Raw genomic sequence first — 24,712 nt, 5'->3', positions numbered from 1 at the left:
AAAACCCATCAGCCGCACGATGCGGCAAGCTCGGCCGATGGGTTTTCGCTGCGGCGCTGACGCGCCTCCGCTCAACCCAACCTACGCTTGCAACTACTTCTCCGACTCCGCCAGCAGCCGCAGCGTGGCGCGGAAAATCTGGCTGTTCTTGCCGACCAGCGCGGTGCCGTTCATCGTTGCGGACGTCTCATTGAACGTCCCCGTCAGTCCGATGCCGACCGGCTGGCTCTGGTTGCCGAATAGCGGGCTCATATCGGGGCTCGGCGTATGCTGCATCACCGAGACCTCGCCCTTGAAGGTGCCGGCCTCGTGATTGACGACGTAGCTGCCCACATAAAACAGGTAGGCATCGCCGCCGAGCAGCTCGCCGTCACGAAAGGTCGCGACCCCGCTGCCTTTGCCGGAACGCCCGTCCAGCAACACCACATGAAGAGAGTAAAGCCCGTTTTTCATTGCGTTCCAGTGCCAACCCGTCCCTTGGTTGCGCGATTGGACTATGGCAACCCCGCGAGCCGTCGTCAACGCAATGGAACTCGAGAGGGGCTTAACAATCGGCGGAAGCGGTCTATATTTTCGGGATCGTCAACAATGAAAGGAGGTGGTCCAGTGTCTCATTCCAAGCGCTGTCACCTCGCTGAGGCCGCCCGCTAAGTTCACTCTGTGAAGTCTTTCACCAGTGAACCGGGTCGGGCGCCTCGGCGCTCGGATTCAGCGAGTCGATGGAAAGGGCGCCACGTGATCGTGGCGCCCTTTCTTTTTTGCGCTTGATCGGCGCCGGTTCCGTGCCAATCTGATGGTCATCGTTGCTTGTGTGTGGAGTAGCAACCGTGCCGAAGACGCCGCGCGATCTGGCGGAGGGAATGGCCGAGCGCCGGCAACGGCGGATGCGGGACGATGGCTATGTCCGCGAGACCTTCACCCAGACACGCGAAGACGCCCGCAAGACCGCGCGGGCGTTTCTCGATCGGTTTCCCAAACAAGCTTATATGAGTGAAGTCGAGCGCTGGCGGGAAATGCCCGACGGCGCCATCGAATTCACGATGCGGCGGCTGCGGACGGCGGATTGACGCGGCAGGCGGCGATCATCTGCGCAATGTCGTGCTCGCTCATGCCGTGGTCCGAGGCGCGTTCGACCGGATCAGGCGCGCATTCCTTGATGGCATAGTTCATGTCGAGAACGCGGCGCGGCGGATCTTCCTCGCCGAGTCCCACTTCGGTGACCAGACCGCTCTCTTCGGCATGGCGCCAGACATCCGATTTGCTGGCAAACGCTTTGCTGACCTTGGTCGAATTTGCGAAGAGCGCGTAAGGCATCTGGCCGTCTCCATGTTGCGCAACCAACGCCTGATGGCCCGTCCGGTTGCGCCGCGTCGTATCGATATGTCGGGATGATCCGCGCAGCGGTCAATGACCGGTGAGCTGCAATTCGAGCAGCGCCATCGTCTGCAACATCGTGGGGTCACGCTCGCCATCACGCGTGGTGCGCAAAATGGATTCGGCGATGGAGCGCACGTGGACCGAGCTGACAGGGTGCGGCAGCGTTGCGACGGCGCCGTCGAGGGCCTTCTGCATCACCGAGATCATCTCGGGCGGGAAGGCGGCATTGGAAAAGTCTTTCATGGTGAGCTCCCGAAAATCCTGGCGGTCAAACGCACCTGATACACAGGAGGGAAAGCTTTCAGCCGACCTGATGTTCCCGGCCGAATAGTCACATGCCCTTCACGCATGGCGGCATTTTTGCGCGCAATGGTGATCAGTGCCGCCGGAACATTTTGCGGGGATCAGACTTCGGTATCGGCCTTGCGGTCCTGCTTCTTTTTAGGGCCCTGGCGCAGGAACGTGGCGCCGATCTCTTCGCCATTGACCCAGGCAAGCTCGCAGCGCCGGAAGGCCAGGCCGGTGGAGGACAGCAGCAGAAAGAATTCCTTGAGGTTGATGCCCTCGATGGAGCTTTCGACGACGAGGCGCGCGCCGGTTTCCGAGACGTCCATCATGCGGCAATTGCGCCGCCACGTCCCGTCGATGGCCATCAGCCATACCGGAAACCCGCGTTCAAACGTCACGCGGCCAGTATTTCGCCTCTCAGGGATCATTCCACCATCCTCGCCCGGTGGAACCATAGAGCGAGGATGCAAATAGCCGGTAAATATATGCGCAGACGAGGCGGTGGACGAAAGGCCGGCAGCCGATCCGTGCGTCAGGAAGCCTGTGATTTCAGACAGGGAGCATGGTGCACTCGGAGCGATTCGAACGCCCGACCCTCGGAATCGAAATCCGATGCTCTATCCAGCTGAGCTACGAGTGCGTGGCGCGCACCATAGTCACGGCGTCGGTAAAAGCTAGCCCTTTTGTCCCACATTGGGGCGGCCGGCGCACCTTCAGCGCATCGGGGGATCGTTATAGTCTAGCCGCATGAATCAGGGCCGACTCACCTCGCGTCTTCTCGCCGTCCTGTTGGCAGGATGGATGCCGGCCGTGCTGCTCCTGGTCGTGACGGCTGCGATCGGGCCGGCGCTGGGTTCGCTGTCGCGGCCGCTATTCGTGGTCGGGTGTGCCGCGGCGGGATGGTATGCGTGGCGCCAGAGCGCGGCGGCGCATGTGCAGGGCGCCATCGTGCTGTTCGCCTTCACGCCGTTCGTGCGCCGCTTCGTCGATGTCACCGTGGGTTTCGACCAGTCCAGCATCATGCTGATCGGCCCGTTGATGTTCATCCTGATGCCGCTGCCGAGCATCTGGACGTGGCTGTCGCTTACCGGGCGCGCGCGCAATCCATGGATGATCGCGCCGGTCATCATCCTGTTCTGCGTCACCTATGCGTTCGCTGCGTCGGTCGTTCAGAACGACTGGTTCAACGCCGCCAATGGTGCGCTGAAATGGAGCGCGCCGGTGCTCTATGCCATCGCCTTGCAGCTGCGCGCCAAGCCGGATGGCGAGCTGGTCAATGCCATGGCCGGCGCCTTCTTCGTGGTGCTGCCGATCACCGGGCTTTACGGCATCTGGCAATATGTCGACCCGCCTGCCTGGGACCGGTTCTGGATGAACTATGCCAGCATCACCTCGGCCGGTTATCCGCTGCCTTACATGGTGCGCGTGTTCAGCACGATGAACGGGCCGGCGACCTATGGGACCTTTACGGCGACCGGCCTGCTGTTGCTCGGCTTCACGCGGCCGGGCTGGCAGACCTTGCTGGCCATGGGGCCGGCGGCGCTCGGGCTGCTGTTGTCGCTCTACCGCGCCGGCTGGCTCGGCCTCGCGCTCGGCGTGCTGTTCTGCATGGTGTTCGCGGCGACGCGGGTGCGCGCCGTGACGACCGGTATCGGCATCGCCATCGCCGCCACCTGCGCCGTGCTGTTCACGCCATTCGGCGAGGCGATCTTCACGCGCCTGCAATCGCTCGGCAGCGGTTCGGAAGATGGCAGCGGTGCCGAGCGCCTCGAGGAATTCGTCACGCTGTGGAATGCGCCCGACAGCTATCTGTGGGGCACGGGCTTCACCTTCACCGATGTCGGCGTGGCCGGCGCCATGCCCATCGACGGCCAGATCATCGCCAGCTGGGTGACCTTCGGCATTCCGATCGGAATGATCTGCCTCGCCGCCTATCTCTGGGTGATGCTGTGGAGCATTGCGGCGGCGTGGCGGATGCCGACGCGGGAAGGCGTCGTGCTCGGCGCGATCGCGCTCGGGGGCATGTTGATCCACATGCCGCTGACGAGCATCTCTTCGGGCGAGATCGGAGTGTTGTTCTGGATGATCTTCGCCATGGCCTGCCCGTGGGACGAGACCGCGCCAGCCGCAGTGCCGGCTGGATCGCTGCAGCAGGCCTGACGGACTATTTGGCGCCGCTTGCAGCCAAGGATGGCTCGGCCTGAGGGGCGCGGGTCTGGGGCGGCGCAAGACCAAGGGCGGTGAGCAGGCCGAACCGCCGCAGCACCACATGCGCCAGCATCGGCAGCAACACGCCCGCAGCCGTGCCGATCAGCAGATACAGCCAGGGCGATGGCGGCACATGCAGCTTCAGCATCACGATGCGCGTGCCGGAGCCGGCGAGGATATGCAGGATATAGATCGTCATCGACGTCGTGCCCACGGCGGCGAGCCAGCGATGCCAGCGCGGATCGAGCAGCTTTGACAACAGGATCACTGCGGCAATGCCGAAGATCGAGGCGGGCAGTGCGGTGACGCCATTGGCGTGCAGTCCGAACTGGCTGCCGTCGATGGCAATGGCGAGTGCGAAAGCAACGAGAAGCCCGAGCCATGCCAGCCAGCCCGACAGACGCGGGACGGCTGCGGAGATCACCGCGCGCGGTGCGTAGCGGCCGACCACGTAGAACGCAAAATGATGCAGCGTCAACGCAAGGTCTGGTGGATCGTGCAGCCAGGAGAAGATCACGAAGCCGGCGATCGCCAGGCCGACCATGACGGCCTCACGGTTCACGATGCAGGCCACGATATGGCAGAGCATCAAGGCGTAGAGAAACCAGAACTGTCCGATGGGGCGATACCAGATCGCGGCGAGATCCGCTGCCGTGATCGGGATGTTGGCATCGCGCGCCATCACCATCACGATGCTGCCCTGGATCAGCGACCACAGCACATAGGGATAGGCGATGGTCGTGATCTTGCCGGTCAGAAACGCGCCGGCGCCGCGGCGAAGACTGTGCTGTGCGTTCAATCCGGCGAGGAAGAAGAACATCGGCATGTGGAAGGTGTAGAGCGTGTAGACGATCCAGCGCAGCAGTGTCTCGTGTGGAAACAGGCCGGAATTGTAGAGCCCGCCGAGCACGTGGCCGAGCACCACCAGGATGATGCCGATGCCGCGCGCGTGATCGACCCAGACATGGCGTGCCGGGTCTTGCAGGTTCTGTGTCGCCGTCCGCTCGGTCATGCTGGCCGCTCTTGGCATGATCATTCGCTGGCCAGCATAGGCGGGCGGGCTCTACCTCACGGTTAACAAAGTGTTGTAAGTGTTTACCGATTGGGCCGTGATAGGTGTCCATCTACAGAACGGGCTTGATTTTCCTCGCATTTCGGTGCCCATCTCGCCCCTCAATTTCGCCGCGCGGGTTGCGCGGTGCCATGTTTCAGGACTTCGCCGTGACCGACTACGTTCGCAAGATACTCGACAGCCGCGTCTATGACGTCGCGGTGCAGACGCCGCTGGACCAGATGGTGCGCCTCAGCGCCCGTATTGGCAGCCCGGTGCTGCTCAAGCGCGAGGATCTGCAGCCGGTGTTCTCGTTCAAGATTCGCGGCGCCTATAACCGCATCGCGCAGCTCTCGGCCGAGCAGCGCGCAGCCGGCGTGATCTGTGCGTCGGCCGGCAATCATGCCCAGGGCGTCGCTCTGTCGGCGCAGAAGCTCGGTATCAAGGCCACCATCGTGATGCCGGTGACGACGCCGCCGATCAAGGTCGATGCCGTGCGCTATTGGGGCGGCAATGCCGTGCTGTTCGGCGACACGTTTGATGAAGCCGCAGCGCATGCGCGTAAACTCGAGGCCGAGCAGAAGCTGACCTTCGTGCATCCCTATGACGATCCCGACGTCATCGCCGGGCAGGGCACGATCGGCATGGAGATCCTGCAGCAGCACCCCGATCCCATCGAGGCGGTGTTCGTGCCGATCGGTGGCGGCGGCCTGGCTGCGGGCATCGCGTCCTTCATCAAATTCCTGCGGCCCGAGACGAAAGTGATCGGCGTCGAGCCCGAGGATGCAGCGTCGATGAAAGCTGCGATTGCAGCGGGCGACCGCGTCGTGCTCGATCGCGTCGGCCTTTTTGCCGATGGCGTTGCCGTGCGTCAGGCCGGCGTCGAGACGTTTCGTCTCTGTCGTGAACTGCTCGACGATGTGATCACTGCGAATACCGACGAGATGTGCGCAGCGATCAAGGATGTGTTTGAGGACACGCGCGTGATCACCGAACCCGCGGGCGCGCTGGCGCTTGCCGGGCTCAAGGCCTATGCCGCGGCGAACCCGACGCGCACCGGCGCGCTGGTTGCCATCAGCAGCGGCGCCAACATGAACTTCGATCGCCTGCGCCATGTGGCGGAGCGCGCCGAAGTCGGTGAGGCCCGCGAGATCCTGCTCGGCGTGACCATCCCGGAAAAGCCCGGCAGCTATCGCCGCTTCATCCAGACCATCGGCAATCAGGTCATCACCGAATTCAACTATCGTTATGCCGAGGCGAAGGAAGCCAATGTCTTCGTCGGCATCAAGCTCAGCGATGCGCGGCAGGAGAAGGCGAAGCTGATCGAGCAGCTGCGCTCGCTCGATTACAAGGTGCTCGATATCAGCGCGGACGAGACCGCCAAGCTGCATATCCGCTATATGGTTGGCGGGCGCGCGCCGCCGGAATTGAAGGGGGAGGTGATCCTCCGCTTCGAATTCCCGGAACGGCCAGGAGCCTTGCTGAAATTCCTCGATCAGATGGAGCCGGACTGGAACATCACGCTGTTCCATTACCGCAATCACGGCGCCGATTACGGCCGCATCCTGGTCGGCCTGCAGGTGCCGGAGGCCGATCGCGGCCGCATGGGCGAGCGGCTGGATGCGCTGGGCTATCCCTATGAGGACGAAACCGATAACCCGGTTTATCGGATGTTCTTGAACGGCTGAGCGCGACCGCAGGGCGGATGAGGCGTAGCCGTAATCCGCCGGCCGAGTGCATGGCGGAAACTCCGCGGCGGATTACGCTTCGCCAATCCGCCCTGCGGGTCAGCCCAGTTCCTGCCTTTTTTTCGCTCAAAGCCGATGCTTAACGGATTGCTAGCACTGTCCGGCCAGAATCGGACGGCTAGGCCAATGCCCTCCCACGGGTGGTGGCTTTGGGGGATTTTCTTCTTACCGGTTCCATGGCCCGATGCGCCTTTCGTTGCTGCCTCTGCTGACGTCGCTGGTGGTGCTTTTCGTTGCGCCCGCTCATGCCGATTTGCGCATCACCCGCGATCACGGCGGCTATGTCGAGGAATACAAGGCGAAGTATGAGCGCATCCGCGATCGCCGCGAGCGGGTGATCATCGACGGCATCTGCAATTCGGCCTGCACGCTCGTGCTCGGCATCGTGCCGCTCAACAAGGTCTGCGTCACCCCGCGGGCCAGCCTCGGCTTCCATCAGGCCTATTACGACAAGTCCTTTACCTTCGGCATGAAGGTCATCAGCCAGGAGGGGACATCGGACCTGATGTCCTATTATCCGGCCACCGTGAAAAGCTGGCTCGCCCGCAATGGCGGCCTGACGCCGGAGATGAAGAAGGTCAAGAACGGCATGGAGCTGTGGAAGATCATCGATCCGTGCCCGGAAGAGTTTTGACGCTCATCCTGCAGGGTGAGCGAAGCGTGCCCTCTTGTATGACCAATGTTTGTCCCTCATGGTGAGGAGGCGCGCAGCGCCGTCTCGAACCATGAGATGGCCTGGCTCTGAGCTAGCCGCCATCCTTCGAGACGCCGCTGCGCGGCTCCTCAGGATGAGGGCTGAGTGGAGAGCGGTGTCCTATAGAGATACAGCTCTCGCATTCCCCCGCTTCACCAGCGCCAGTGCCACCAGCACCGTCGGCACCAATATCCCCAGCGCCAGCACCACGATCTGCCATTGCGACAGCGGATTGATGCCGCCGCCGGGCGTCGCCAGCGTAATGCCGCCGAGGATCAGCAGCACGCGCAGCGGCCATTCCATCGTGCCCGCCCGGCGGAGATCGCCGACCCAGGCCTGGTAGCCCTGAATACCGCCGCAGATGAAGACGATGCCGACGCATGCCAGCGCGGTGAGGCCGAGCGCTTCCGCATAGGGCATGTCGCCCTGCAGCAGCAGCGCCGGATTCAGCACGAAGAAGAACGGGATGAAATAGATGATGCTGCCGACCCACATGCTCTGCCATCCCGTCTTCATCGCCGGCGCGCCGGCAATACCGGCCGCGGCAAACGAGGCGATGGCGACCGGTGGCGTGATCGAGGACAGCATGCCCCAATAGAAGATGAACATGTGCACGGCCATCTTGTTGAGGCCGAGCTTCTCCAGCGCCGGCGCCACCAGGATGGCCAAGAAAATATAGCAGGAGGTGGTGGTCAGGCCGAGGCCGAGCACTAGGCTGGTGAAAGCGCACATCACCAGCAGGAGAAACACGTTGCCGCCGGCGATGGCGAGCAGGTCATTGGCGAGGCTGGAGATCACACCGGTGAGCGAGAACGCGCCGATCAACAATCCGCAGCCGGCGAGGATCGCGATCAGCTCGACAAAGGTTTTGCCGTTGAGTTCAAGGAAATGCAGCCAGCGCGCGCCGCCCCAGTTCTTGCCGGGGAAGAATTCGTTGAGGGCGGCGAGGATGCACATGCCCCACAGGATGGAGTTGGCCGTATCAAGCCACAGCATGGCGCCGGTGAGGGCGATCGACAGCAGCAGCACCAGCGTATTGCCGGTCTTCCACGGCGCCGGGCCCGACCATTGATGCAGGATGACGAGCAGGGCGGTGGCGTAGAACGGCGCGTGGCTCTCGCGTTTGAAGTAGAGCAGCATCACGACCAGGATCGCGATCACGAACAGATAGTACCAGCCTTCTTTCAACGCATCGGAGAAGCGCGGCAGCTCTTCGCGTGGAATGCCTTCGAGCTTGTGGCGCGCGGCATAGGAGTCCACCTGCGCGAACAGGCCGAAATAATACAGCACGGACGGAATGGTGGCGGCAAGCGCGACATCGGCGTAGCTGACGTTCATGAACTGCGCCATCACGAAGGCCGTTGCGCCCAGCACCGGCGGCGCGAGCACGGCGCCGGTGGAGGCGCAGGCCTCGATCGCGCCGGCATAGGAGGGCGTAAAACCCGTCTTCTTCATGGCGGGGATGGTCATTGTGCCGGCGGTGAGCACATTGGAGACGATGCTGCCGCCGACGGTGCCGAGCAGGCCCGATGCAAAGATACAGACTTTTGCAGCGCCTCCGCGAAAAGTGCCGCATAGTGCGAAGGCGATATTGATGAAGAACTTTCCGGCACCGGTCATCATCAGCGCAGTGCCGAAGACGAGGAAGCCGATCACCGTATCGGCAAAAGCCTGGATCGGAATGCCGAGCAGGCTCTCGCCGGACAGCACGTGATAGGCCGTGGTCTGCTCCAGTGTCGATTGCGTGCCGCGGAACGGGCCGAGCCAGCTCGAATCCGCCACCATCGGATATATCGTGAAGGGCGCCACGCTGAGCAACAGGCTCCAGCCGCCGGTGCGCCGCAGGGCTTCCATCAAGACGAACCACATCACCAGGCCGGCTGCGATCACGCCATTCGGCGCTCCGTCGAATTCCCAGCCGAATTGCGCGGCCCGGCGAATATTCATCATCAGATAGATCGCCGCAGCAAACGTGCCGACGAACAGCGCGATGTCATACCACGGCACGCGATCGAGATTGGCCTTCGGCGTTCCCGGAAACATGAGGAACGTGAAAGGCAACATCAGCGCAATGAGAAGGTAGAAATATTCGGTGTTGAGCTGCGTGTAGTCCATGAGGAAACGCAGCGCGAATTGCTGATTGACGCAGAGCAGGATGGTGGCCAGCGTCGCGGCCAAGAGCGCCCAGCGCCAGATGCCGTGCAAGGCGCGAACGCGCGTGACTTCGGACTCCTGGAGATCGGCGACCCCATGGGGATCGTCGAGCTCCATTTTCGGAGGCACATCGGACGTCAGCCGCGCGGATTCAGAAGATGAAGTCATGAGCAGATATCCAGCGGCTGATAACGGGCGAGGTCTCGTTTAACGCCGTCCTCATGGTGAGGAGCGCGCCCTTTGGCGCGCGTCTCGAACCATGGCGTGTGTCGCTCATCCTTCGAGACGCCGCGCAAGCGCGCGGCTCCTCAGGATGAGGGAGAGTGTGTGGAGAGAATGCGTCATTTCAAAATGAAACCGCGCTATTCCTCAAAACCGTTCGGCATATTGGCCTTGGCGAGCGCATCGGCGCGCACCTTCATCCAGCCGCTGAGAAACTCGCTTTCGCCTTTCGACGCATTGGCCTTGGCATAGCCGTCCCATGCGGCTTTCAGTACGCCCTGCCGCTTGATCAGCCCGTCATTGTGGGTCTGGTCTTCAGGGGTCCAATGATTGGCTTCCTTCAGCGCTTTCACTGCGCCCGGATGAAATGGCACCACCCATTTCATCGACTGCGCCTTCACGGCAAGGCCAAGGGCGCCCGGCGCGTTGTCTTTGTAAGCGTCGAAATTCACGATCATCGCCTTGGTCATTGCATAGACCGAATCCTCGCTCTGCGTGCCGTAGACGGTGGCGACAGGGTAGGGATAGGTGCTGAGATTGATGGGCGTCTGCGGCGTGATGCCCGCGCCGCAGGTTGCGATATGCGGATTAAAGAACGGCGCGATGCGCTTCACGCGCTCCCATGCGGCCTTGTCCTCCGCCGGCATCGGCGGCCAGATCAGGCCGCGTGGCGATGTCTCGGCTTCCTTGGCGGGTCCAGTGATGGTCGTGCCGAAGGCAGCATCGACGTCGTTGTTCACCATGCCCTTCCACATGGCGCCGTAGCTGGCGAATTCGATCGGCTTCACATCGGCCTTGGTGAGGCCGCCATAGGCCATGATGGCAAGCGAATTCTGGTTCAGCGCCGGCGAGCCGACGACGAAGCCGACGCGTTTGCCGCGGAGATCCTTGATCTCCTTGACGTTGATGTCCTTGGCCACGCCGAGCGAGGCGCCGTTGCAATCGATGGTGGACAGCGTCACCTGCGCGGGCTGCGGGCCCCATTCCTTGACGCCGAATTCGAACACGCCTTCCTGCGCGAAATAGATGCCGGAGCCCATCCACGAGATCGCCGCGCGTCCTGCACGTAACGGAGCAAGGCGTGCAACGTCATTGCCGGCGGGCAGCACGCGCACATCGGTGCCGTATTTGTCCTTCATCATCTTGCCGACCGCGACGGCGATGTTGAAGCCGGCCGTGCCGGTGTCATAGGCGGTGACCGCCATGGATGGTGGAAGCTTGATGTCAGGTGATTGGGCATGAACGGCGCCAGCGGTGCTGAGCACAGCCATCGACGCCAGCCCGAAGAGCTGGTGACGCATAGATCCCTCCCGCATGCATTCGCTTTGCGAATTGCTTTTGTTATTTCGCGATCATGTCATCGAGGTCTGGCGATGACAACATGATTGGTGCGGACGTTCTCAGCCACTGAGGGGGCGCGTTGCATTGATTTTAGTCGTCGCGCCCGCAGCCGGTGAGGAGCGAATGCGCGCTAAAGGTGTGTGGATGCTGCGACGATACGCGCCCAAAGCATAAGGGGTTGCGCGCATCATGGTGTTGTCGGGAGAAATTCCGTGAGGTAGCGTAGCCGGCAAGTGGAATTTAATTCCGCACAATGGAACGGGATGGCGGCGCGCGGTGAGGGTCAATGACGACCGTCCTGACAAGTGCCGCCCGAGAGGAAGCGCATTATGGGACGACGTTCGGAACGCCTCACCAAGCAGGGTATGCTCGCCAGTGATCAAACGGGCGAGGGCGACGTGATCCAGGTGGTGTCGCGCGCATTCGATATTCTGCGCTGCTTCGAGGGGCACGACGCCCGTCTCGGCAATCTCGAAATCTCCAAGCGCTGCGGCCTGCCGCGCTCGACCGTGTCGCGGCTCACGCACACACTGACCCGCATGGGCCAGCTCGCCTATCTCCCCGGCGACCAGAAATACCGCATCGGCTCCAGCGCCGTGGCGATGAGCACGTCGATGACGCGCGGCCTCCAGGTCCGCAACCTGATCCGCATGCGTCTGCAGGAAGTGGCCGAGCAGATTCCCGGCACCATCGGCTTCACGATCCCCGACCGTCACCACATGGTCTATCTCGAATATGCGCGCGCCGATCATGCGCTCGGCCTGCATTCGACGACTGGCAGCCGCATCGCCATGGGCCGCACGGCCGCTGGCCATACCTATCTCGCCGCGCTGGACGAGGATGTCGGCGACGCGCTGATCCGGGACATGGCGCGCGAGATGCCGGAAGAGGCCAACATCCTGCGCAGCAGGATCGAAGCCAACCGCCAGTCGCTGCGTGAGAACGGCTATGTGATCGCCGGCGGCATGTTCAGCCCGCACATCACCGGCATCGCCGTGCCAATCTGGTCGCCGCATTACCAGACCTATGTGGTCGTGGTGATCGGCGTGTTGTCGGCCATGTATGACGACGCGCGGATGGCGAGCGAGGTCGGCCCGATCATCCGGCAGCTGAGCGAGACCATCAGCGTGATGATCCAGAATGCCGATAGTGGCCTCACGACGGCTGCTGTATCGGCCGCGCCCTCGGCCCCAACAATTCATAAAAAAATACTCCCGGAGGGACTGAATGAACTGGAAGCCGGAACTCGACGACCTGGCCCGGCGCGAAGCCTTCGCGCGGGAGATGGGCGGCGCTGACAAGGTCAAGCGCCAGCATGACCAGGGCCGGCTCACGGTTCGTGAGCGCATCGACAAACTGACCGACGCCAACAGCTTCCATGAGATCGGTGCCGTGTCCGGCATCGGCGAATATGACGAGAAGGGCGAGCTGACGAAACTGACCCCGGCGAACTGTGTGTTCGGCCGGGCGCGGATCGATGGTCGCACTGTCGTCGTGGTCGGCGATGATTTTACGGTGCGCGGCGGCTCCGCCGATGCGTCGATCTCCGCGAAGCCGTTGATGGCCGAGGAGATGGCGCACGAACTGCGCCTGCCGATCATTCGCGTGATCGAAGGCTCCGGTGGTGGCGGTTCGGTCAAGACCATCGAGACCAAGGGCGCTGCCAATCTGCCTGGCGGCGTCGGCGGCACACGCTGGTACTGGTACACGACGGCGAACCTCTCGCAGGTGCCGGTGGTCGGTCTCGGGCTCGGCTCGGTGGCTGGTCTCGGCGCAGCGCGTCTGGCGGCGTGCCATTATTCGGTGATGACCAAGAACTCGGCGATGTTCGTTGCCGGGCCGCCGGTGGTGGCGCGTCTTGGTGCGGCCCTCGACAAGAAAGAGCTCGGCGGCGCCGATATCCAGACGCGTGCCGGCGGCGTCGATCATGCCGTCAATACGGAAGAGGAGGCCTTCGCCTGCGCGCGGCGCTTCCTGTCCTATCTGCCGTCGTCAGTCTATGAATTGCCGCCGACGCTTCCCTGCAATGACGATCCCGAGCGCGCCGAGCCGATGCTGCTCAATGCCGTGCCGCGCGGCCGCAAGGAAGTCTACAAGATGCGCCCGATCATCGACGCTGTCGTCGATCGCGGCTCGTTCTTTGAGATGTCGGCGAATTTCGGTCGTCCGGTCATCACGGGCTTTGCGCGGCTCGACGGCCGCGCCGTTCTCGTGCTGGCGAGCGATCCGTTCCACTATGGCGGTTCATGGACCGCCGATGCCTGCCAGAAGGTGATCCGCTTCGTCGATCTCGCCGAGACCTTCCATCTGCCGGTGGTCTATCTGATGGATTGCCCGGGCTTCATGGTCGGTCTCGAGGCCGAGAAGCAGGCGACCATTCGCTACGGCGTGCGTGCGATGGCGGCGGTGAACCAGAGCACGGTGCCCTGGTGCACGATCATCCTGCGCAACGCCTTCGGCGTCGCCGGCGTGGTGCATCAACCGGCCAATCGCTATTCGATGCGCTATGCGTGGCCGTCGGCCTATTGGGGATCGCTGCCGCTGGAAGGCGGCATCGAGGCGGCCTATCGCGCCGAGATCGAGGCGGCGGATGATCCCAAGGAGAAGCTGGCCGAGATCGAGGATCGGCTCAACAAGCTGCGCTCGCCGTTCCGCTCGGCCGAAAAGTTCTGGGTGGAAGAGGTGATCAATCCGCTCAAGACGCGCTCGCTGCTCTGCGAGTTCGCGCGCCTCGCCGAGCCGTTGCGGACGCCGGGGCCAGCCAGGTTGCAGATGCGCCCGTGAGACTGCCGTAGGGCGGATTGGGCGAAGCCGTAATCCGCCGCGGAGTTTCAACCATGAATTCGGCCGGCGGATGACGCTTCGCTCATCCGCCCTATGTTCCGCCATTACATCTGCCGGAACGCCACGCTGGCATTCACACCGCCAAAGCCGAAGCCGTTCGACAGAACATGTTCGATCGGCATCGGACGCGCGCTGCCGCCGATCAGGTCGATACCTTCGGCGGACGGATCGGGGTTGTCGAGATTGAGCGTGGCGGGCGCGATCTGGTCGCGCAATGCAAGGATCGCAAAAATCGCCTCGAGGCCGCCTGCTGCGCCGAGCAGGTGGCCGGTGGCGGATTTGGTCGAACTGACGGCCACGCTGCGACGGGTGCCAAAAATCGTCTTGATCGCTTCCAGTTCGCCGTGATCGCCCACCGGCGTCGATGTGGCATGCGCATTGAGGTGTTGAACGTCCTCAGGCGCAATATTGGCCTGCGCCAATGCGATCGCCATCGCGCGCCTGGCGCCGTCGCCGTCCTCGCGTCCCGCGGTCAGGTGATAGGCATCGGACGTGGTGCCATAGCCGATCACTTCCGCGATCGGCCGGGCACCGCGCGCAAGCGCGTGGGCGAGGTCCTCGAGCACGACGATGCCGGCGCCTTCACCCATCACGAAGCCGTCGCGGTCCCGATCGAACGGGCGCGACGCGCGTTCGGGATGGGCGGTGAAATCGGTCGATAGCGCGCGGGCTGCGGCAAAGCCGCCAAGGCTGACGCGGTCGATGCAGGCTTCGGCGCCACCGGCGATCGCGACATCCGCTTCGCCAGCGCGGATCAGACGAACGGCATCGCCGATCGCCTGCACGCCGGCAGCGCATGCGGTCACCGGCGCGCCGAGCGCACCCTCAAAGCCATGACGGATTGAAATGTGTCCGGCGGCGAGATTGACGAGAAACGAGGGCACTGTGAACGGCGACAGCCGGCGGATGCCCTTGGTGTCTGTCGTTCGTACGGCATCGGCAATGGCCGGAAATCCGCCAATGCCGGATGCGATGATCGTCGCCGTACGCTGTTTCGCGCGCGCGTCGGTGGGAGTCCATCCGGCCTGGGCGATCGCTTCATCGGCTGCCATCAGCGCGAACATGATGAAGCGATCCATCTTGCGCTGGTCCTTGCGCGGGGCCGCCTTGTCGGGATCGAAGCCGCCTTCGATGTCGTCTGCCAGATCCGGCACCTGGCCACCAACCTTCGCCGCAAGATCTGCCGTCATGGCCTCCGGCAGCAGCCGAATGCCAGACTGGCCGGCAAGCAGGCGCGCCCAGTTTGTTTCGACGCCGCAACCGAGCGGGGATACCGCGCCCATACCTGTAACGACCACGCGTCGCATCGGTTTTCCTGTCTGCTACTCGTTAATGAGGTGGCGCATGCCATCAGGCAGTTGCCGCCTTCTTGTCCTTGGTGATGCCGAGCACGATGATAGCAGCGATGATACAAAGCGCGCCTGCCGCGAAAAACGCCGGCAGGTAGCTCAGCAACACCGTCCGCGACAGGCCGGCGCCGAAAGCGGCAGTCGCGGCACCCAGCTGGTGTCCCGCAAATATCCAGCCAAAGACGAGGCCGGCGCGCTCGGCACCGAAGCGCGCGGCCGTCAGCCTTACTGTCGGCGGAATGGTGGCGATCCAGTCGAGGCCGTAGAACATGGCGAACAGCGACAGGCCATAGAAAGTGAAGTCGGTGAAGGGCAGCGCCAGCAGGGACAGGCCGCGCAGCCCGTAATACCAGAACAGCAGATAGCGGTTGTCATAGCGATCCGATAGCCAACCCGATGCGATGGTGCCGATGAAATCGAAGATGCCCATGGCGGCGAGGAGGCCTGCGGCCTGGACTTCCGGAATGCCGAAATCAAGGCACATCGGGATCAGATGCACCTGAACGAGTCCGTTGGTGCTGGCGCCGCAGATGAAGAAGGTCGCGAACAGGATCCAGAACACTTTTGTTTTTGCCGCATCGCGCAGCGCGCCAAGCGCGGCGGCCATGATCGGCGCATTGGCCGGAGGCGGTGCCGGCAGCGGATCGGTGCCGGTATCGCCGAACGGGCGCAGATCCAGATCGCTCGGGCGGTCGCGCATCACCAGCAGCACGCCGGTGGCCGCGATGGCCAGCATCACGCACATGAGAGCCAGCGCCCAGCGCCAGCCGGCTTGCGCGGTAATGCCTGCCAGGATTGGCAGGAAGATCAGTTGCCCGGTGGCCGCGCTTGCGGTGAGAATGCCGACCACGAGGCCACGCCGCTCCTTGAACCATCGCGAGGCGACGGTGGTGCCTAGCACGAGGGCGGTCATGCCGGTGCCGACGCCGACCGCAAAGCCCCATAGGGCCACGAGCTGCCAGAGTTGCGTCATGCCGAGCGACAGGATCAGGCTGGCAGCCACGATCAGCAACGCTGTCAGCGTGACATTGCGCAGCCCGTAGCGGTTCATCAGCGCCGCTGCGAAGGGCGCCATCAGGCCGAACAGCACGAAGCGGATTGACATCGCGGAGGAGATTTCAGCGGTGCTCCAGCCGAACTCCTTCTGCAAGGGCACGATGAAAACGCCGGGCGCGCCGACCGCGGCAGCGCTCACCAGTGCGGTGACGAAGGTCACGGCGATCATCGCCCAGCCATAGTGAATATTGCGGCGGGCAAGCGCCGTGGACAGCCATCCGGAGATCATCGGTCTTCCTCAATCCTGCGCAAGCGTCGCGCCGCGGTTTCTCGAAATGGCTCTCAGTTTGTCAGGCGTTCGACGGCGATGGCGGTTGCTTCGCCGCCGCCGATACAAAGCGAGGCGACACCGCGTTTCAAGCCTTGCGCCTCGAGCGCATGCAGCAGGGTGACGATCAATCGCGCGCCAGTCGCGCCGATCGGATGCCCGAGAGCGCAGGCCCCGCCATGAATGTTGAGCTTGTCGCGCGGGATACCGAGGTCGCGCTGCGCAGCCATGGGCACGACGGCGAAGGCCTCATTGATCTCGAACAGATCGACATCGCCGACGGTCCAGCCGACTTTGTCGAGCAGCTTGCGGATGGCCGGAATCGGCGCCGTGGTGAACCATTGCGGCTCCTGGCTATGCGTGGCATGGCCGCGAATGAGCGCACGCACCGGAAGGCCATCGCGATCGGCGAGCGAGCGGCGCGCGAGCACCAGCGCGGCAGCGCCATCCGCGTTGGCCGATGATGCCGCCGGCGTGATCGTGCCATTGCTGCGAAAGGCCGGCTTCAGATTCGGGATCTTGGCGGGATCGACCTTGAGCGGATGTTCGTCATTGGCGATGTCGCGCGGACCGGCCTTTTCCACCACGGAGAGTGGTGCAATCTCTGCTTTGAATGCGCCGCTCGCGACCGCGTTGCGGGCACGCGTCAGCGTCTCGATGGCATACGTGTCCTGATCGGCGCGGGTGAACTGATAGGCTTCGGCGGTGGCCTCGCCGAAATCGCCCATGGAGCGCCCGACCTCGTAGGCGTCCTCGAGGCCATCCATCAGCATGTGATCGATGATGCGGTCATGCCCGACACGGTAACCGCCGCGGGCCTTTTGCAGCAGATAGGGCGCATTGGTCATGCTCTCCATGCCGCCCGTGACGACGATCTCGGCCGAGCCGGCGCCGATGATGTCGTGTCCGAGCATGGTGGCCTTCATGCCGGATCCGCACACTTTGTTGATCGTGGTTGCGCCGGTCGCGTCCGGCAGTTTGGCGCCGCGTGCGGCCTGGCGCGCCGGCGCCTGTCCCTGGCCCGCGGGCAGGACGCAGCCCATGAAGACCTCATCGATCCGCTCCGGCGACAGGCCGGCACGCTCGACCGCGTGTCGGATGACGTGGCTGCCGAGCTTGTGCCCGCTGAACGAGGACAGTTCGCCCTGGAAACGGCCAAGCGGCGTGCGCACGGCCGACAGGATGGCGACGGGGTCTGAAGCAGCAGGCATGGCGGCAACCTTCGAGATGATCATCTAAGATGATGATCATCATATGATGCGGCGCAGAAATTACAACGCTCGCACCGCCAAATTTATCGCGCGGGCATTTGTTACCGCTTGCGGTTGATGAAGTCCGCCATCAGTTTCTGAGGCTCGCCGGTTAGATAGGCCTCGCCGAACACGCCGACGCTGAGATCCATCGAGTCCTTCAGCGGCAGCTCTTCCCATTGACGCAGCATTGCTTTTTGCGACCGCAACGCTTCGGGGCCGCATGCGATCAGGGCCTCGACCAGCTTCTCGACTTCGGCATCGAGTGCGCCTTCTGCAGCCACGACATCGACGAGACCCCAGTTCAGCGCCGTCGATGCATCGATGGTGGCCGCGGTCATGATCAGCCAGCGCGCGCGGCCCCAGCCGATCAGGCGCGGCAGCAATGCTGCCTGGATGACCGAGGGAATACCGACCCTAACCTCGGGCATGGCGAATTTCGCATCATGCGCAGCCACGCGGAAATCGCAGGCAGCAGCGAATTCCAGCCCGCCGCCCAGGCTCCAGCCCGGAATGCGGGCGATCACCGGGGCAGGGAAGAGCCGCGGCGCGTCGCACAGCGCGCGCAAGCCTGAAATGAATGTTTCGGCGGAGCGCTGGTTCAGCGTCGCCATCTCCTTGATGTCGGCGCCGCCGATCATGCTCTTCTCGCTCGCCCCGGCGATGATGAGCACGCGGATGTCGCGATCGGCGGCAAGGCTCTCGATACCTTCGCGGACGTGATTGATGACGGTGGTATTGAGAATGTTGAGCGATCCGGCATTGCAGATCGTCAGGCGAACGACGCCGCGGGAATCGCGGTCGATACCGCAATGCGGATTGAGCATATGCATGGGATTTCCTCGTCTTTTACAGCTATTCTTGAAGGCTCAGGTTCCGCGCCGGCACGGTAAAGTCAACTGCGGCTGCCGGGACGCGTTGCGCATGGCGCGCAGAGCTATTAATATGATCAGCATCATCTTTTTCGGCGGAATGGACCGGGCATGCGTTACTCCAAAGAGCACAAGGCCGAGACCCACGCGCGCATCGTCAAGAAGGCTTCGGTGCGGCTGCGCGAGCGCGGCGCCCACGGCATCGGCGTCGCCGACCTGATGAAGGAAGCCGGTCTCACCCATGGCGGCTTCTATGCGCATTTCGACTCGCGCGAGGCGCTGGTGGTCGAAGCGTTCGACTATGCCATGGATCGCTCCATGGCCCGTCGTCGCCAACAGATCGGAGACCTGGCGCCGGATGAGCGGCTGCCCCATCTCGTCGATACCTATCTGTCGCCGCAGCATCGGGATAATCCCGGCCATGGTTGCGCCATGCCGGCGCTCGGCGCCGAGATCGCGCGCGAAAGCCCGAAGACACGGCGGGCCTTTGCAGCCAAGCTCGACGACATGATCGGCATGATGGCGGAGCAATATCCCGGTGATCCCGATGCGGCGCGTAAACAGGCCATCGCCGCGCTCGCCACCATGATGGGGGGCATCCTGATGGCGCGCATTGCCGGGTCCGGCGAGGTCTCGGACGAGTTCCTGAAGATCGGTCGCGACACTGTGCTGGAGCGTGCCGCTGCGCAGCCGACTGCCAGGCGCGCAGCCGCGAAAAAGGCCGCAAAGAAGGGTTAAGGTTCAGCGAAAATGGGGGAGCGCGTGGCCTGCATGGTTCGAGACGCCCGCTGCGCGGGCTCCTCACCATGAGGGTCTTCGATCGTATCGCGCCATACTCCACCCCTCATCCTGAGGAGCCGCGCAGCGGCGTCTCGAAGGATGGCCCGCGCTGCTCGCCGTGTGCCTGACACATTGTCGCGGTCGCAACATTTGTCGTGCTGCGCAGCACTCCCGATGATGTGCATTTTCGCAAAACCGTTGCGCATTCGAGGCCTTTCCAAAGCCGGCAAAGCCTGATCAACATCCCGGCCATATCAGGCTCCCCAGGAGGAACGTATGCGGACGATCGGACATTTCATTGGCGGCAAGGAAGTCGCTGGCACATCTGGGCGTTTCGCCGATGTTTTCGAGCCGATGACGGGCGACGTTCAGGCCAAGGTCGCGCTCGCCTCCAAGGCTGAAATGCGCGCCGCCATCGAGAATGCCGCAGCGGCACAGGTAGCCTGGGGCAACACCAATCCGCAGCGCCGCGCGCGCGTGTTGATGAAGTTCCTCGAACTCGCCCAGCGCGATTACGACAAGCTGGCCGAATGTCTGGCCCGCGAGCACGGCAAGACCGTGCCCGACGCCAAGGGCGACATCCAGCGCGGCCTGGAAGTGGTCGAATTCGCCTGCGGCATCCCGCATCTGATGAAGGGCGAATACACCGAAGGCGCCGGCCCCGGCATCGACATCTATTCGATGCGCCAGCCGCTTGGCGTCGTCGCCGGCATCACGCCGTTCAACTTCCCGGCCATGATCCCGATGTGGAAGTTCGGTCCGGCGATCGCCTGCGGCAATGCGTTCATTCTGAAGCCGTCGGAGCGCGATCCCGGCGTGCCGATGATGCTGGCCCAGCTGATGATCGAAGCCGGCCTGCCGCCGGGCGTCCTCAATGTCGTCAATGGCGACAAGGAAGCCGTCGATGCGATCCTCGACGATCAGGACATCAAGGCCGTCGGCTTCGTCGGCTCGACCCCGATCGCCGAATATATCTACACCCGCGCGGCCCAGACCGGGAAGCGCTGCCAGTGTTTTGGCGGCGCCAAGAACCACGCCATCATCATGCCCGATGCGGACATGGACCAGGCCGTCGATGCGCTGATCGGTGCGGGTTACGGCTCGGCCGGCGAGCGCTGCATGGCCGTTTCGGTTGCAGTCCCCGTGGGCAAGGCCACGGCGGATCGTCTGATGGAAAAGCTGATCCCGCGCGTCGAGAGCCTGAAGATCGGCACCTCGATCGATCCGACCGCCGACTACGGTCCGCTGGTGACCGCGGAAGCCGTCGAGCGCGTCAAGAGCTACATCGATATCGGCGTCAAGGAAGGCGCGACCCTCGCTGTCGACGGCCGCGGCTTCAAGATGCAGGGCTACGAGAAGGGCTTCTATCTCGGCGGCTGCCTGTTCGATAACGTCACCAAGGACATGCGCATCTACAAGGAAGAAATCTTCGGCCCCGTGCTCTCGGTGGTGCGTGCCAATGATTACGAGGAAGCGCTCGCGCTGCCGTCGGATCACGACTACGGCAATGGCGTTGCCATCTTCACCCGCGACGGCGACGCCGCGCGCGATTTCGCCGCCAAGGTCAATGTCGGCATGGTCGGCATCAATGTGCCGATCCCGGTGCCGATCGCTTACTACACGTTTGGCGGCTGGAAGAAGTCGGGCTTTGGTGATCTCAACCAGCATGGCCCGGACTCGGTGCGCTTCTACACCAAGACCAAGACGGTCACCTCTCGCTGGCCGTCCGGTGTCAAGGAAGGCGCGGAGTTCTCCATTCCGCTGATGAAGTAAGTACTCTGCCGTCATTGCGAGCGCAGCGAAGCAATCCAGAAAGCCAAGCAAAGGAAGACTGGATTGCTTCGTCGCAAGGGCTCCTCGCAATGACGGGGAGAAGTGAACTCAAAATAAGAAGGGCGTCATGCAATTCGCTCTCGACGAGGAACAGACCGCAATCCGTGATATGGCGCGCGACTTCGCCGCCGAGAAGATTGCGCCCTTCGCCCTGAAATGGGACGAGGACAAGCATTTTCCGAAAGACGTGATGCGCGATGCCGCGCTGCTCGGCATGGGTGGCATCTATATCCGCGACGATGTCGGCGGCTCCGCCATGACACGTTTCGATGCCGCGCTGATCTTTGAAGCGCTGGCGACGGGATGTCCGACCACCTCGGCTTTCATCTCGATCCACAATATGGCGTCGTGGATGATCGATTCCTATGGCAGCGACGCGCAGCGCCAGAAGTGGCTGCCGCGCCTTTGCACCATGGAACTGCTGGCGAGCTACTGCCTGACCGAACCGGGCTCGGGGTCCGACGCCGCAGCACTGCGCACCAGGGCGGTGATCGATGGTGATCACTATGTGCTGAACGGCCAGAAGCAATTCATCTCCGGTGCCGGCGAAACCGACATCTATGTCGTAATGGTGCGCACGGGCGGCGAGGGCGCCGGTGGCGTCTCGACGCTGGTGGTGGACAAGGACACGCCCGGTCTCTCCTTCGGTGCCAATGAGCGCAAGATGGGCTGGAATGCGCAGCCGACGCGCGCCGTGATCTTCGAGAACGCCCGTGTGCCCGTCGCTAACCGGCTTGGCGCCGAAGGCATTGGCTTCAAGATCGCGATGGCCGGCCTCGATGGCGGGCGCCTGAACATCGCGGCTTGCTCGCTCGGCGGCGCGCAATCCGCGCTCGACAAGTCGCTCAGCTACATGAAAGAGCGAAAAGCCTTCGGCAAGAAGCTCGACGAATTCCAGGCGCTGCAATTCCGTGTCGCCGACATGGCGACCGAACTGGAAGCCGCGCGCACCTTCCTGTGGCGCGCCGCGGCAGCGCTGGATCGCAAGGATCATGACGCCAGCATGCTGTGCGCGATGGCCAAGCGCTTCGGTACCGATGTCGGTTTCGAGGTCGCCAATGAAGCGCTGCAGCTCCATGGCGGCTACGGCTATCTCGCCGAATATGGCGTCGAGAAGATCGTGCGCGATCTGCGCGTGCATCAGATCCTCGAAGGCACCAATGAAATCATGCGGCTGATCGTGTCGCGCAAACTGATCGAGGGCGCACGATGAGCGATGGCATGGTGGAAGGCGACCTGATCGCCCGCAAGGAAGGCAGCGCCGGCATTCTGCGGCTCAATCGGCCGAAGGCGCTGAATGCGCTGACGCTGGAGATGACGCGCGAGATCGTCACCGCACTTGATGCGTTCGAGGCCGATCCGTCCGTCGCCGTCATCATCCTCGAAGGCGCCGGCGAACGCGGGCTCTGCGCTGGTGGTGATATCCGCGGCCTTTATGAAAGCGCGAAAGCGAAGGGCGATCTCGGAAAAATCTTCTGGCGCGAGGAGTACATCCTCAATGCGCGGATCGCGAAATTCCCCAAGCCATATGTCGCCTATATGGATGGCTTCGTGATGGGCGGCGGCGTCGGTCTGGCCGGTCATGCCAGCCATCGCATCGTCACCGAGAAGACGAAGATGGCGATGCCGGAAGTCGGCCTCGGCTTCTTCCCGGATGTGGGCGGCACCTGGCTGCTGTCGCGCGCACCCGGCGAGCTCGGCACCTATTTCGGCCTCACGGGCCTCAATGCCAATGGCGCCGATGCGCTGGCGGCCCGCATGGCCAATGTGTTGATCGACACCGGCAACTGGCCGGCGCTGCGCGAGGCGCTGACCAAGCTGGCCCCCGGCAGTGATGCCTCCGCCGTCATGACAAAACTCAAGAGCTTTTCCGCGTCGGAGCAGACCGGACCCGTCACGGCGCAGCGCGCGCTGATCGATCGCGCTTTTGCCCATGACAGCGTCGAGGAGATCGTCGCCGCACTGGAGCAGGATGGTTCGGACTTCGCCCAGGCGACGCTGAAGGCCATGGCCGACAAATCGCCGCGCGGGCTGAAGGTCACGCTGAAGCTGCTGCGCCTCGGGCGTGCATCCGCCTCGCTCGAAGAGTGTTTGTCGCGTGAATATCTCGCTGCACTCGAAGTCTTCGACAGCGCCGATTTCGTCGAGGGCGTGCGCGCCGCGATCATCGACAAGGATCGCAATCCGAAGTGGCAGCCGCCGGACCTCAAAGGCGTCACGCCGGAGATCGTCGCGCGCTATCTGGCGCCGCGCGATGTCGCGCTCACTTTCTGAACGAAAGTCGGATTCCCCTCAGCGGGCCGACATTCGATAACAATCAAAACAGACGAGGGCAGGATATGACCAGCATCGCATTTATCGGTCTCGGCAATATGGGTGGCCCGATGGCCGCCAACCTGGTCAAGGCCGGCCACAAGGTCGCGGGGTTTGACCTTGTCGAAGCCTCGCGCGCGCAGGCCAAAGCCGATGGCGTGACCATCGCCGCGACCGCCACGGACGCCGTGAAAGGCGCCGAGGTCATCATCACCATGCTGCCCGCCGGCAAGCATGTGGTGTCGGTCTGGAGCGAGGTGATCCCGGCGGCAGCGCCGGGCGCGCTGATGATCGATTGCTCGACCATCGACGTGGAAAGCGCACGCAAGGCGCATGGCCTTGCAGCGGCGCAGAAGCTTCCCTCTGTTGATGCGCCGGTCTCCGGCGGCACCGGCGGCGCCAAGGGCGCGACCCTGACCTTCATGGCCGGCGGCGCGGACCCGGCCTTCGCAGCCGCCAAGCCGATCCTCGAAGCCATGGGCAAGAAGATCGTCCATTGCGGCGATGCTGGCGCCGGGCAGGCGGCCAAGATCTGCAACAACATGATCCTCGGCATTTCCATGATCGGCGTCAGCGAGGCCTTCGTGCTGGCTGAAAAGCTCGGCCTGTCGCATCAGGCGCTGTTCGATGTGGCGTCCACGTCATCCGGGCAGTGCTGGTCGCTGACGACCTATTGTCCGGTACCGGGCCCGGTGCCGACATCGCCGGCCAACAATGAATACAAACCCGGATTCGCTGCTGCATTAATGCTCAAGGATCTCAAGCTGTCGCAGGAAGCCGCCAAGGCTGCTGGCGCACAGACGCCGCTCGGGGCGCATGCGGAAAGCATCTACGAGACGTTCGACAAGGAGGGGCAGGGCGGTGTCGATTTCTCAGGGATCGTGAACCATCTGCGCAACTTGGCGAAGTAAACACTCCGCCCTCATCCTGAGGAGCCGCGCAAAGCGCGGCGTCTCGAAGGATGGCGGGGAGCTCCGCATGTCATGGTTCGAGACGCGCGCAAGTGCGCGCTCCTCACCATGAGGGCGGAGTGTAGAACGACAGAAAAACAAACAAGGTGAGGA

Annotated in this window: 22 protein-coding genes and 1 tRNA gene; 11 read left to right on the top strand and 12 right to left on the bottom strand. The window is 63.3% G+C overall.

What is annotated here, in order from left to right; genetic code table 11:
* Window positions 1–93: 93 nt before the first annotated feature.
* Window positions 94–453, bottom strand: coding sequence for a GrlR family regulatory protein (locus tag AC1RQ5_RS19150; RefSeq protein WP_493201034.1), 360 nt, complete (start codon window positions 451–453; stop codon window positions 94–96).
* Window positions 454–827: 374 nt separating this feature from the next.
* Between AC1RQ5_RS19150 and AC1RQ5_RS19145 the strand changes: the two genes are divergently transcribed.
* Entirely contained in the window at window positions 828–1,067 is a 240-nt protein-coding gene (locus AC1RQ5_RS19145) for a hypothetical protein (RefSeq protein ID WP_398479614.1), read from the top strand.
* Here AC1RQ5_RS19145 and AC1RQ5_RS19140 read toward each other — a convergent pair.
* The 4 genes from AC1RQ5_RS19140 to AC1RQ5_RS19125 all read right to left on the bottom strand — a co-directional run bounded on the left by AC1RQ5_RS19140 (window position 1,036) and on the right by AC1RQ5_RS19125 (window position 2,305).
* Window positions 1,036–1,314 carry a hypothetical protein gene (locus AC1RQ5_RS19140; protein ID WP_493201032.1) on the bottom strand — a complete coding sequence of 93 codons (279 nt, stop codon included), beginning with the start codon at window positions 1,312–1,314 and terminating at the stop codon, window positions 1,036–1,038. The genes AC1RQ5_RS19145 and AC1RQ5_RS19140 overlap by 32 nt on opposite strands.
* A 90-nt stretch (window positions 1,315–1,404) precedes the next feature.
* Window positions 1,405–1,620: a hypothetical protein gene (locus AC1RQ5_RS19135; protein WP_398479610.1), complete on the bottom strand. Its 216-nt coding sequence runs from the start codon at window positions 1,618–1,620 to the stop codon at window positions 1,405–1,407.
* 161 nt (window positions 1,621–1,781) lie between these two features.
* Window positions 1,782–2,093 carry a PilZ domain-containing protein gene (locus AC1RQ5_RS19130; RefSeq protein WP_398479608.1) on the bottom strand — a complete coding sequence of 104 codons (312 nt, stop codon included), beginning with the start codon at window positions 2,091–2,093 and terminating at the stop codon, window positions 1,782–1,784.
* Window positions 2,094–2,228: 135 nt separating this feature from the next.
* A tRNA-Arg gene (locus AC1RQ5_RS19125) sits at window positions 2,229–2,305 on the bottom strand.
* Between the two features lie 161 nt (window positions 2,306–2,466).
* Between AC1RQ5_RS19125 and AC1RQ5_RS19120 the strand changes: the two genes are divergently transcribed.
* On the top strand, window positions 2,467–3,825 hold the full coding sequence (locus tag AC1RQ5_RS19120; RefSeq protein ID WP_493203473.1) for an O-antigen ligase domain-containing protein: 1,359 nt from the start codon (window positions 2,467–2,469) through the stop codon (window positions 3,823–3,825).
* A gap of 4 nt (window positions 3,826–3,829) precedes the next feature.
* Here AC1RQ5_RS19120 and AC1RQ5_RS19115 read toward each other — a convergent pair whose 3' ends face one another.
* Window positions 3,830–4,885, bottom strand: a complete 1,056-nt coding sequence (locus AC1RQ5_RS19115) for an acyltransferase family protein (protein WP_493201030.1) — start codon at window positions 4,883–4,885, stop codon at window positions 3,830–3,832.
* A 209-nt stretch (window positions 4,886–5,094) separates the two neighbouring features.
* Here AC1RQ5_RS19115 and ilvA point away from each other — a divergent pair, with 209 nt between their 5' ends.
* Window positions 5,095–6,612 (top strand): threonine ammonia-lyase, biosynthetic, encoded by a 1,518-nt coding sequence (gene ilvA / locus AC1RQ5_RS19110; RefSeq protein WP_493201028.1) that lies wholly within the window; start codon window positions 5,095–5,097, stop codon window positions 6,610–6,612.
* A 244-nt stretch (window positions 6,613–6,856) separates the two neighbouring features.
* On the top strand, window positions 6,857–7,306 hold the full coding sequence (locus tag AC1RQ5_RS19105; RefSeq protein WP_493201026.1) for a hypothetical protein: 450 nt from the start codon (window positions 6,857–6,859) through the stop codon (window positions 7,304–7,306).
* 180 nt (window positions 7,307–7,486) lie between these two features.
* On the opposite strand, the gene AC1RQ5_RS19100 is transcribed toward AC1RQ5_RS19105, so the two are convergent.
* Both AC1RQ5_RS19100 and AC1RQ5_RS19095 read right to left on the bottom strand, forming a co-directional pair.
* Window positions 7,487–9,688, bottom strand: coding sequence for a TRAP transporter permease (locus AC1RQ5_RS19100; RefSeq protein ID WP_493201024.1), 2,202 nt, complete (start codon window positions 9,686–9,688; stop codon window positions 7,487–7,489).
* 194 nt (window positions 9,689–9,882) lie between these two features.
* A complete protein-coding gene (locus AC1RQ5_RS19095) occupies window positions 9,883–11,043 on the bottom strand; it encodes a TAXI family TRAP transporter solute-binding subunit (protein WP_493201023.1) in 1,161 nt (386 codons plus the stop codon).
* 369 nt (window positions 11,044–11,412) lie between these two features.
* On the opposite strand from AC1RQ5_RS19095, the gene AC1RQ5_RS19090 reads away from it, so the two are divergent.
* The gene (locus tag AC1RQ5_RS19090; RefSeq protein WP_398479596.1) at window positions 11,413–12,381 is read left to right on the top strand and encodes an IclR family transcriptional regulator; all 969 of its coding nucleotides are present in this window, start codon (window positions 11,413–11,415) and stop codon (window positions 12,379–12,381) included.
* Window positions 12,311–13,867: an acyl-CoA carboxylase subunit beta gene (locus AC1RQ5_RS19085; protein WP_493201021.1), complete on the top strand. Its 1,557-nt coding sequence runs from the start codon at window positions 12,311–12,313 to the stop codon at window positions 13,865–13,867. Before AC1RQ5_RS19090 ends, AC1RQ5_RS19085 begins: the two co-directional genes overlap by 71 nt.
* A 104-nt stretch (window positions 13,868–13,971) precedes the next feature.
* On the opposite strand, the gene fabF is transcribed toward AC1RQ5_RS19085, so the two are convergent.
* The 4 genes from fabF to AC1RQ5_RS19065 form a co-directional block, all read right to left on the bottom strand.
* Complete coding sequence (gene fabF, locus AC1RQ5_RS19080; protein WP_493201020.1) at window positions 13,972–15,234, bottom strand: beta-ketoacyl-ACP synthase II; 1,263 nt, start codon at window positions 15,232–15,234, stop codon at window positions 13,972–13,974.
* A 43-nt stretch (window positions 15,235–15,277) separates the two neighbouring features.
* Entirely contained in the window at window positions 15,278–16,561 is a 1,284-nt protein-coding gene (locus AC1RQ5_RS19075) for an MFS transporter (RefSeq protein WP_493201018.1), read from the bottom strand.
* A gap of 53 nt (window positions 16,562–16,614) precedes the next feature.
* The gene (locus AC1RQ5_RS19070) at window positions 16,615–17,811 is read right to left on the bottom strand and encodes an acetyl-CoA C-acyltransferase (RefSeq protein ID WP_493201017.1); all 1,197 of its coding nucleotides are present in this window, start codon (window positions 17,809–17,811) and stop codon (window positions 16,615–16,617) included.
* Window positions 17,812–17,912: 101 nt separating this feature from the next.
* Window positions 17,913–18,683 carry an enoyl-CoA hydratase gene (locus AC1RQ5_RS19065; RefSeq protein WP_493201015.1) on the bottom strand — a complete coding sequence of 257 codons (771 nt, stop codon included), beginning with the start codon at window positions 18,681–18,683 and terminating at the stop codon, window positions 17,913–17,915.
* A 150-nt stretch (window positions 18,684–18,833) separates the two neighbouring features.
* Between AC1RQ5_RS19065 and AC1RQ5_RS19060 the strand changes: the two genes are divergently transcribed.
* The 5 genes from AC1RQ5_RS19060 to mmsB all read left to right on the top strand — a co-directional run bounded on the left by AC1RQ5_RS19060 (window position 18,834) and on the right by mmsB (window position 24,559).
* Window positions 18,834–19,460, top strand: coding sequence for a TetR/AcrR family transcriptional regulator (locus AC1RQ5_RS19060; protein ID WP_493201014.1), 627 nt, complete (start codon window positions 18,834–18,836; stop codon window positions 19,458–19,460).
* A gap of 318 nt (window positions 19,461–19,778) precedes the next feature.
* Window positions 19,779–21,275: a CoA-acylating methylmalonate-semialdehyde dehydrogenase gene (locus tag AC1RQ5_RS19055; protein WP_398479582.1), complete on the top strand. Its 1,497-nt coding sequence runs from the start codon at window positions 19,779–19,781 to the stop codon at window positions 21,273–21,275.
* Window positions 21,276–21,402: 127 nt separating this feature from the next.
* Window positions 21,403–22,548: an isobutyryl-CoA dehydrogenase gene (locus AC1RQ5_RS19050; RefSeq protein WP_493201013.1), complete on the top strand. Its 1,146-nt coding sequence runs from the start codon at window positions 21,403–21,405 to the stop codon at window positions 22,546–22,548.
* Window positions 22,545–23,609: an enoyl-CoA hydratase/isomerase family protein gene (locus tag AC1RQ5_RS19045; RefSeq protein WP_493201012.1), complete on the top strand. Its 1,065-nt coding sequence runs from the start codon at window positions 22,545–22,547 to the stop codon at window positions 23,607–23,609. The genes AC1RQ5_RS19050 and AC1RQ5_RS19045 overlap by 4 nt, the downstream gene beginning before the upstream one ends.
* Before the next feature lie 65 nt (window positions 23,610–23,674).
* Window positions 23,675–24,559, top strand: coding sequence for a 3-hydroxyisobutyrate dehydrogenase (gene mmsB, locus AC1RQ5_RS19040; protein WP_493201010.1), 885 nt, complete (start codon window positions 23,675–23,677; stop codon window positions 24,557–24,559).
* The last annotated feature ends 153 nt before the right edge of the window (window positions 24,560–24,712 follow it).

Source organism: Tardiphaga sp. GW821-FHT12E02 (assembly GCF_058807155.1).
The sequence above is the reverse complement of the archived record's forward strand: the minus strand, read 5'-3'. Positions and strand labels throughout refer to the sequence as shown.

What these genes read in the sequence shown, in the direction of transcription:
- AC1RQ5_RS19150 (WP_493201034.1), bottom strand. Translation starts at nt 453, where the DNA reads ATGAAAAACGGGCTTTACTCTCTTCATGTGGTGTTGCTGGACGGGCGT.
- AC1RQ5_RS19140 (WP_493201032.1), bottom strand. Translation starts at nt 1,314, where the DNA reads ATGCCTTACGCGCTCTTCGCAAATTCGACCAAGGTCAGCAAAGCGTTT.
- AC1RQ5_RS19135 (WP_398479610.1), bottom strand. Translation starts at nt 1,620, where the DNA reads ATGAAAGACTTTTCCAATGCCGCCTTCCCGCCCGAGATGATCTCGGTG.
- AC1RQ5_RS19130 (WP_398479608.1), bottom strand. Translation starts at nt 2,093, where the DNA reads ATGATCCCTGAGAGGCGAAATACTGGCCGCGTGACGTTTGAACGCGGG.
- AC1RQ5_RS19120 (WP_493203473.1), top strand. Translation starts at nt 2,467, where the DNA reads ATGCCGGCCGTGCTGCTCCTGGTCGTGACGGCTGCGATCGGGCCGGCG.
- AC1RQ5_RS19115 (WP_493201030.1), bottom strand. Translation starts at nt 4,885, where the DNA reads ATGACCGAGCGGACGGCGACACAGAACCTGCAAGACCCGGCACGCCAT.
- AC1RQ5_RS19105 (WP_493201026.1), top strand. Translation starts at nt 6,857, where the DNA reads ATGCGCCTTTCGTTGCTGCCTCTGCTGACGTCGCTGGTGGTGCTTTTC.
- AC1RQ5_RS19100 (WP_493201024.1), bottom strand. Translation starts at nt 9,688, where the DNA reads ATGACTTCATCTTCTGAATCCGCGCGGCTGACGTCCGATGTGCCTCCG.
- AC1RQ5_RS19095 (WP_493201023.1), bottom strand. Translation starts at nt 11,043, where the DNA reads ATGCGTCACCAGCTCTTCGGGCTGGCGTCGATGGCTGTGCTCAGCACC.
- AC1RQ5_RS19090 (WP_398479596.1), top strand. Translation starts at nt 11,413, where the DNA reads ATGGGACGACGTTCGGAACGCCTCACCAAGCAGGGTATGCTCGCCAGT.
- AC1RQ5_RS19085 (WP_493201021.1), top strand. Translation starts at nt 12,311, where the DNA reads ATGAACTGGAAGCCGGAACTCGACGACCTGGCCCGGCGCGAAGCCTTC.
- fabF (WP_493201020.1), bottom strand. Translation starts at nt 15,234, where the DNA reads ATGCGACGCGTGGTCGTTACAGGTATGGGCGCGGTATCCCCGCTCGGT.
- AC1RQ5_RS19075 (WP_493201018.1), bottom strand. Translation starts at nt 16,561, where the DNA reads ATGATCTCCGGATGGCTGTCCACGGCGCTTGCCCGCCGCAATATTCAC.
- AC1RQ5_RS19070 (WP_493201017.1), bottom strand. Translation starts at nt 17,811, where the DNA reads ATGCCTGCTGCTTCAGACCCCGTCGCCATCCTGTCGGCCGTGCGCACG.
- AC1RQ5_RS19065 (WP_493201015.1), bottom strand. Translation starts at nt 18,683, where the DNA reads ATGCATATGCTCAATCCGCATTGCGGTATCGACCGCGATTCCCGCGGC.
- AC1RQ5_RS19060 (WP_493201014.1), top strand. Translation starts at nt 18,834, where the DNA reads ATGCGTTACTCCAAAGAGCACAAGGCCGAGACCCACGCGCGCATCGTC.
- AC1RQ5_RS19055 (WP_398479582.1), top strand. Translation starts at nt 19,779, where the DNA reads ATGCGGACGATCGGACATTTCATTGGCGGCAAGGAAGTCGCTGGCACA.
- AC1RQ5_RS19050 (WP_493201013.1), top strand. Translation starts at nt 21,403, where the DNA reads ATGCAATTCGCTCTCGACGAGGAACAGACCGCAATCCGTGATATGGCG.
- AC1RQ5_RS19045 (WP_493201012.1), top strand. Translation starts at nt 22,545, where the DNA reads ATGAGCGATGGCATGGTGGAAGGCGACCTGATCGCCCGCAAGGAAGGC.
- mmsB (WP_493201010.1), top strand. Translation starts at nt 23,675, where the DNA reads ATGACCAGCATCGCATTTATCGGTCTCGGCAATATGGGTGGCCCGATG.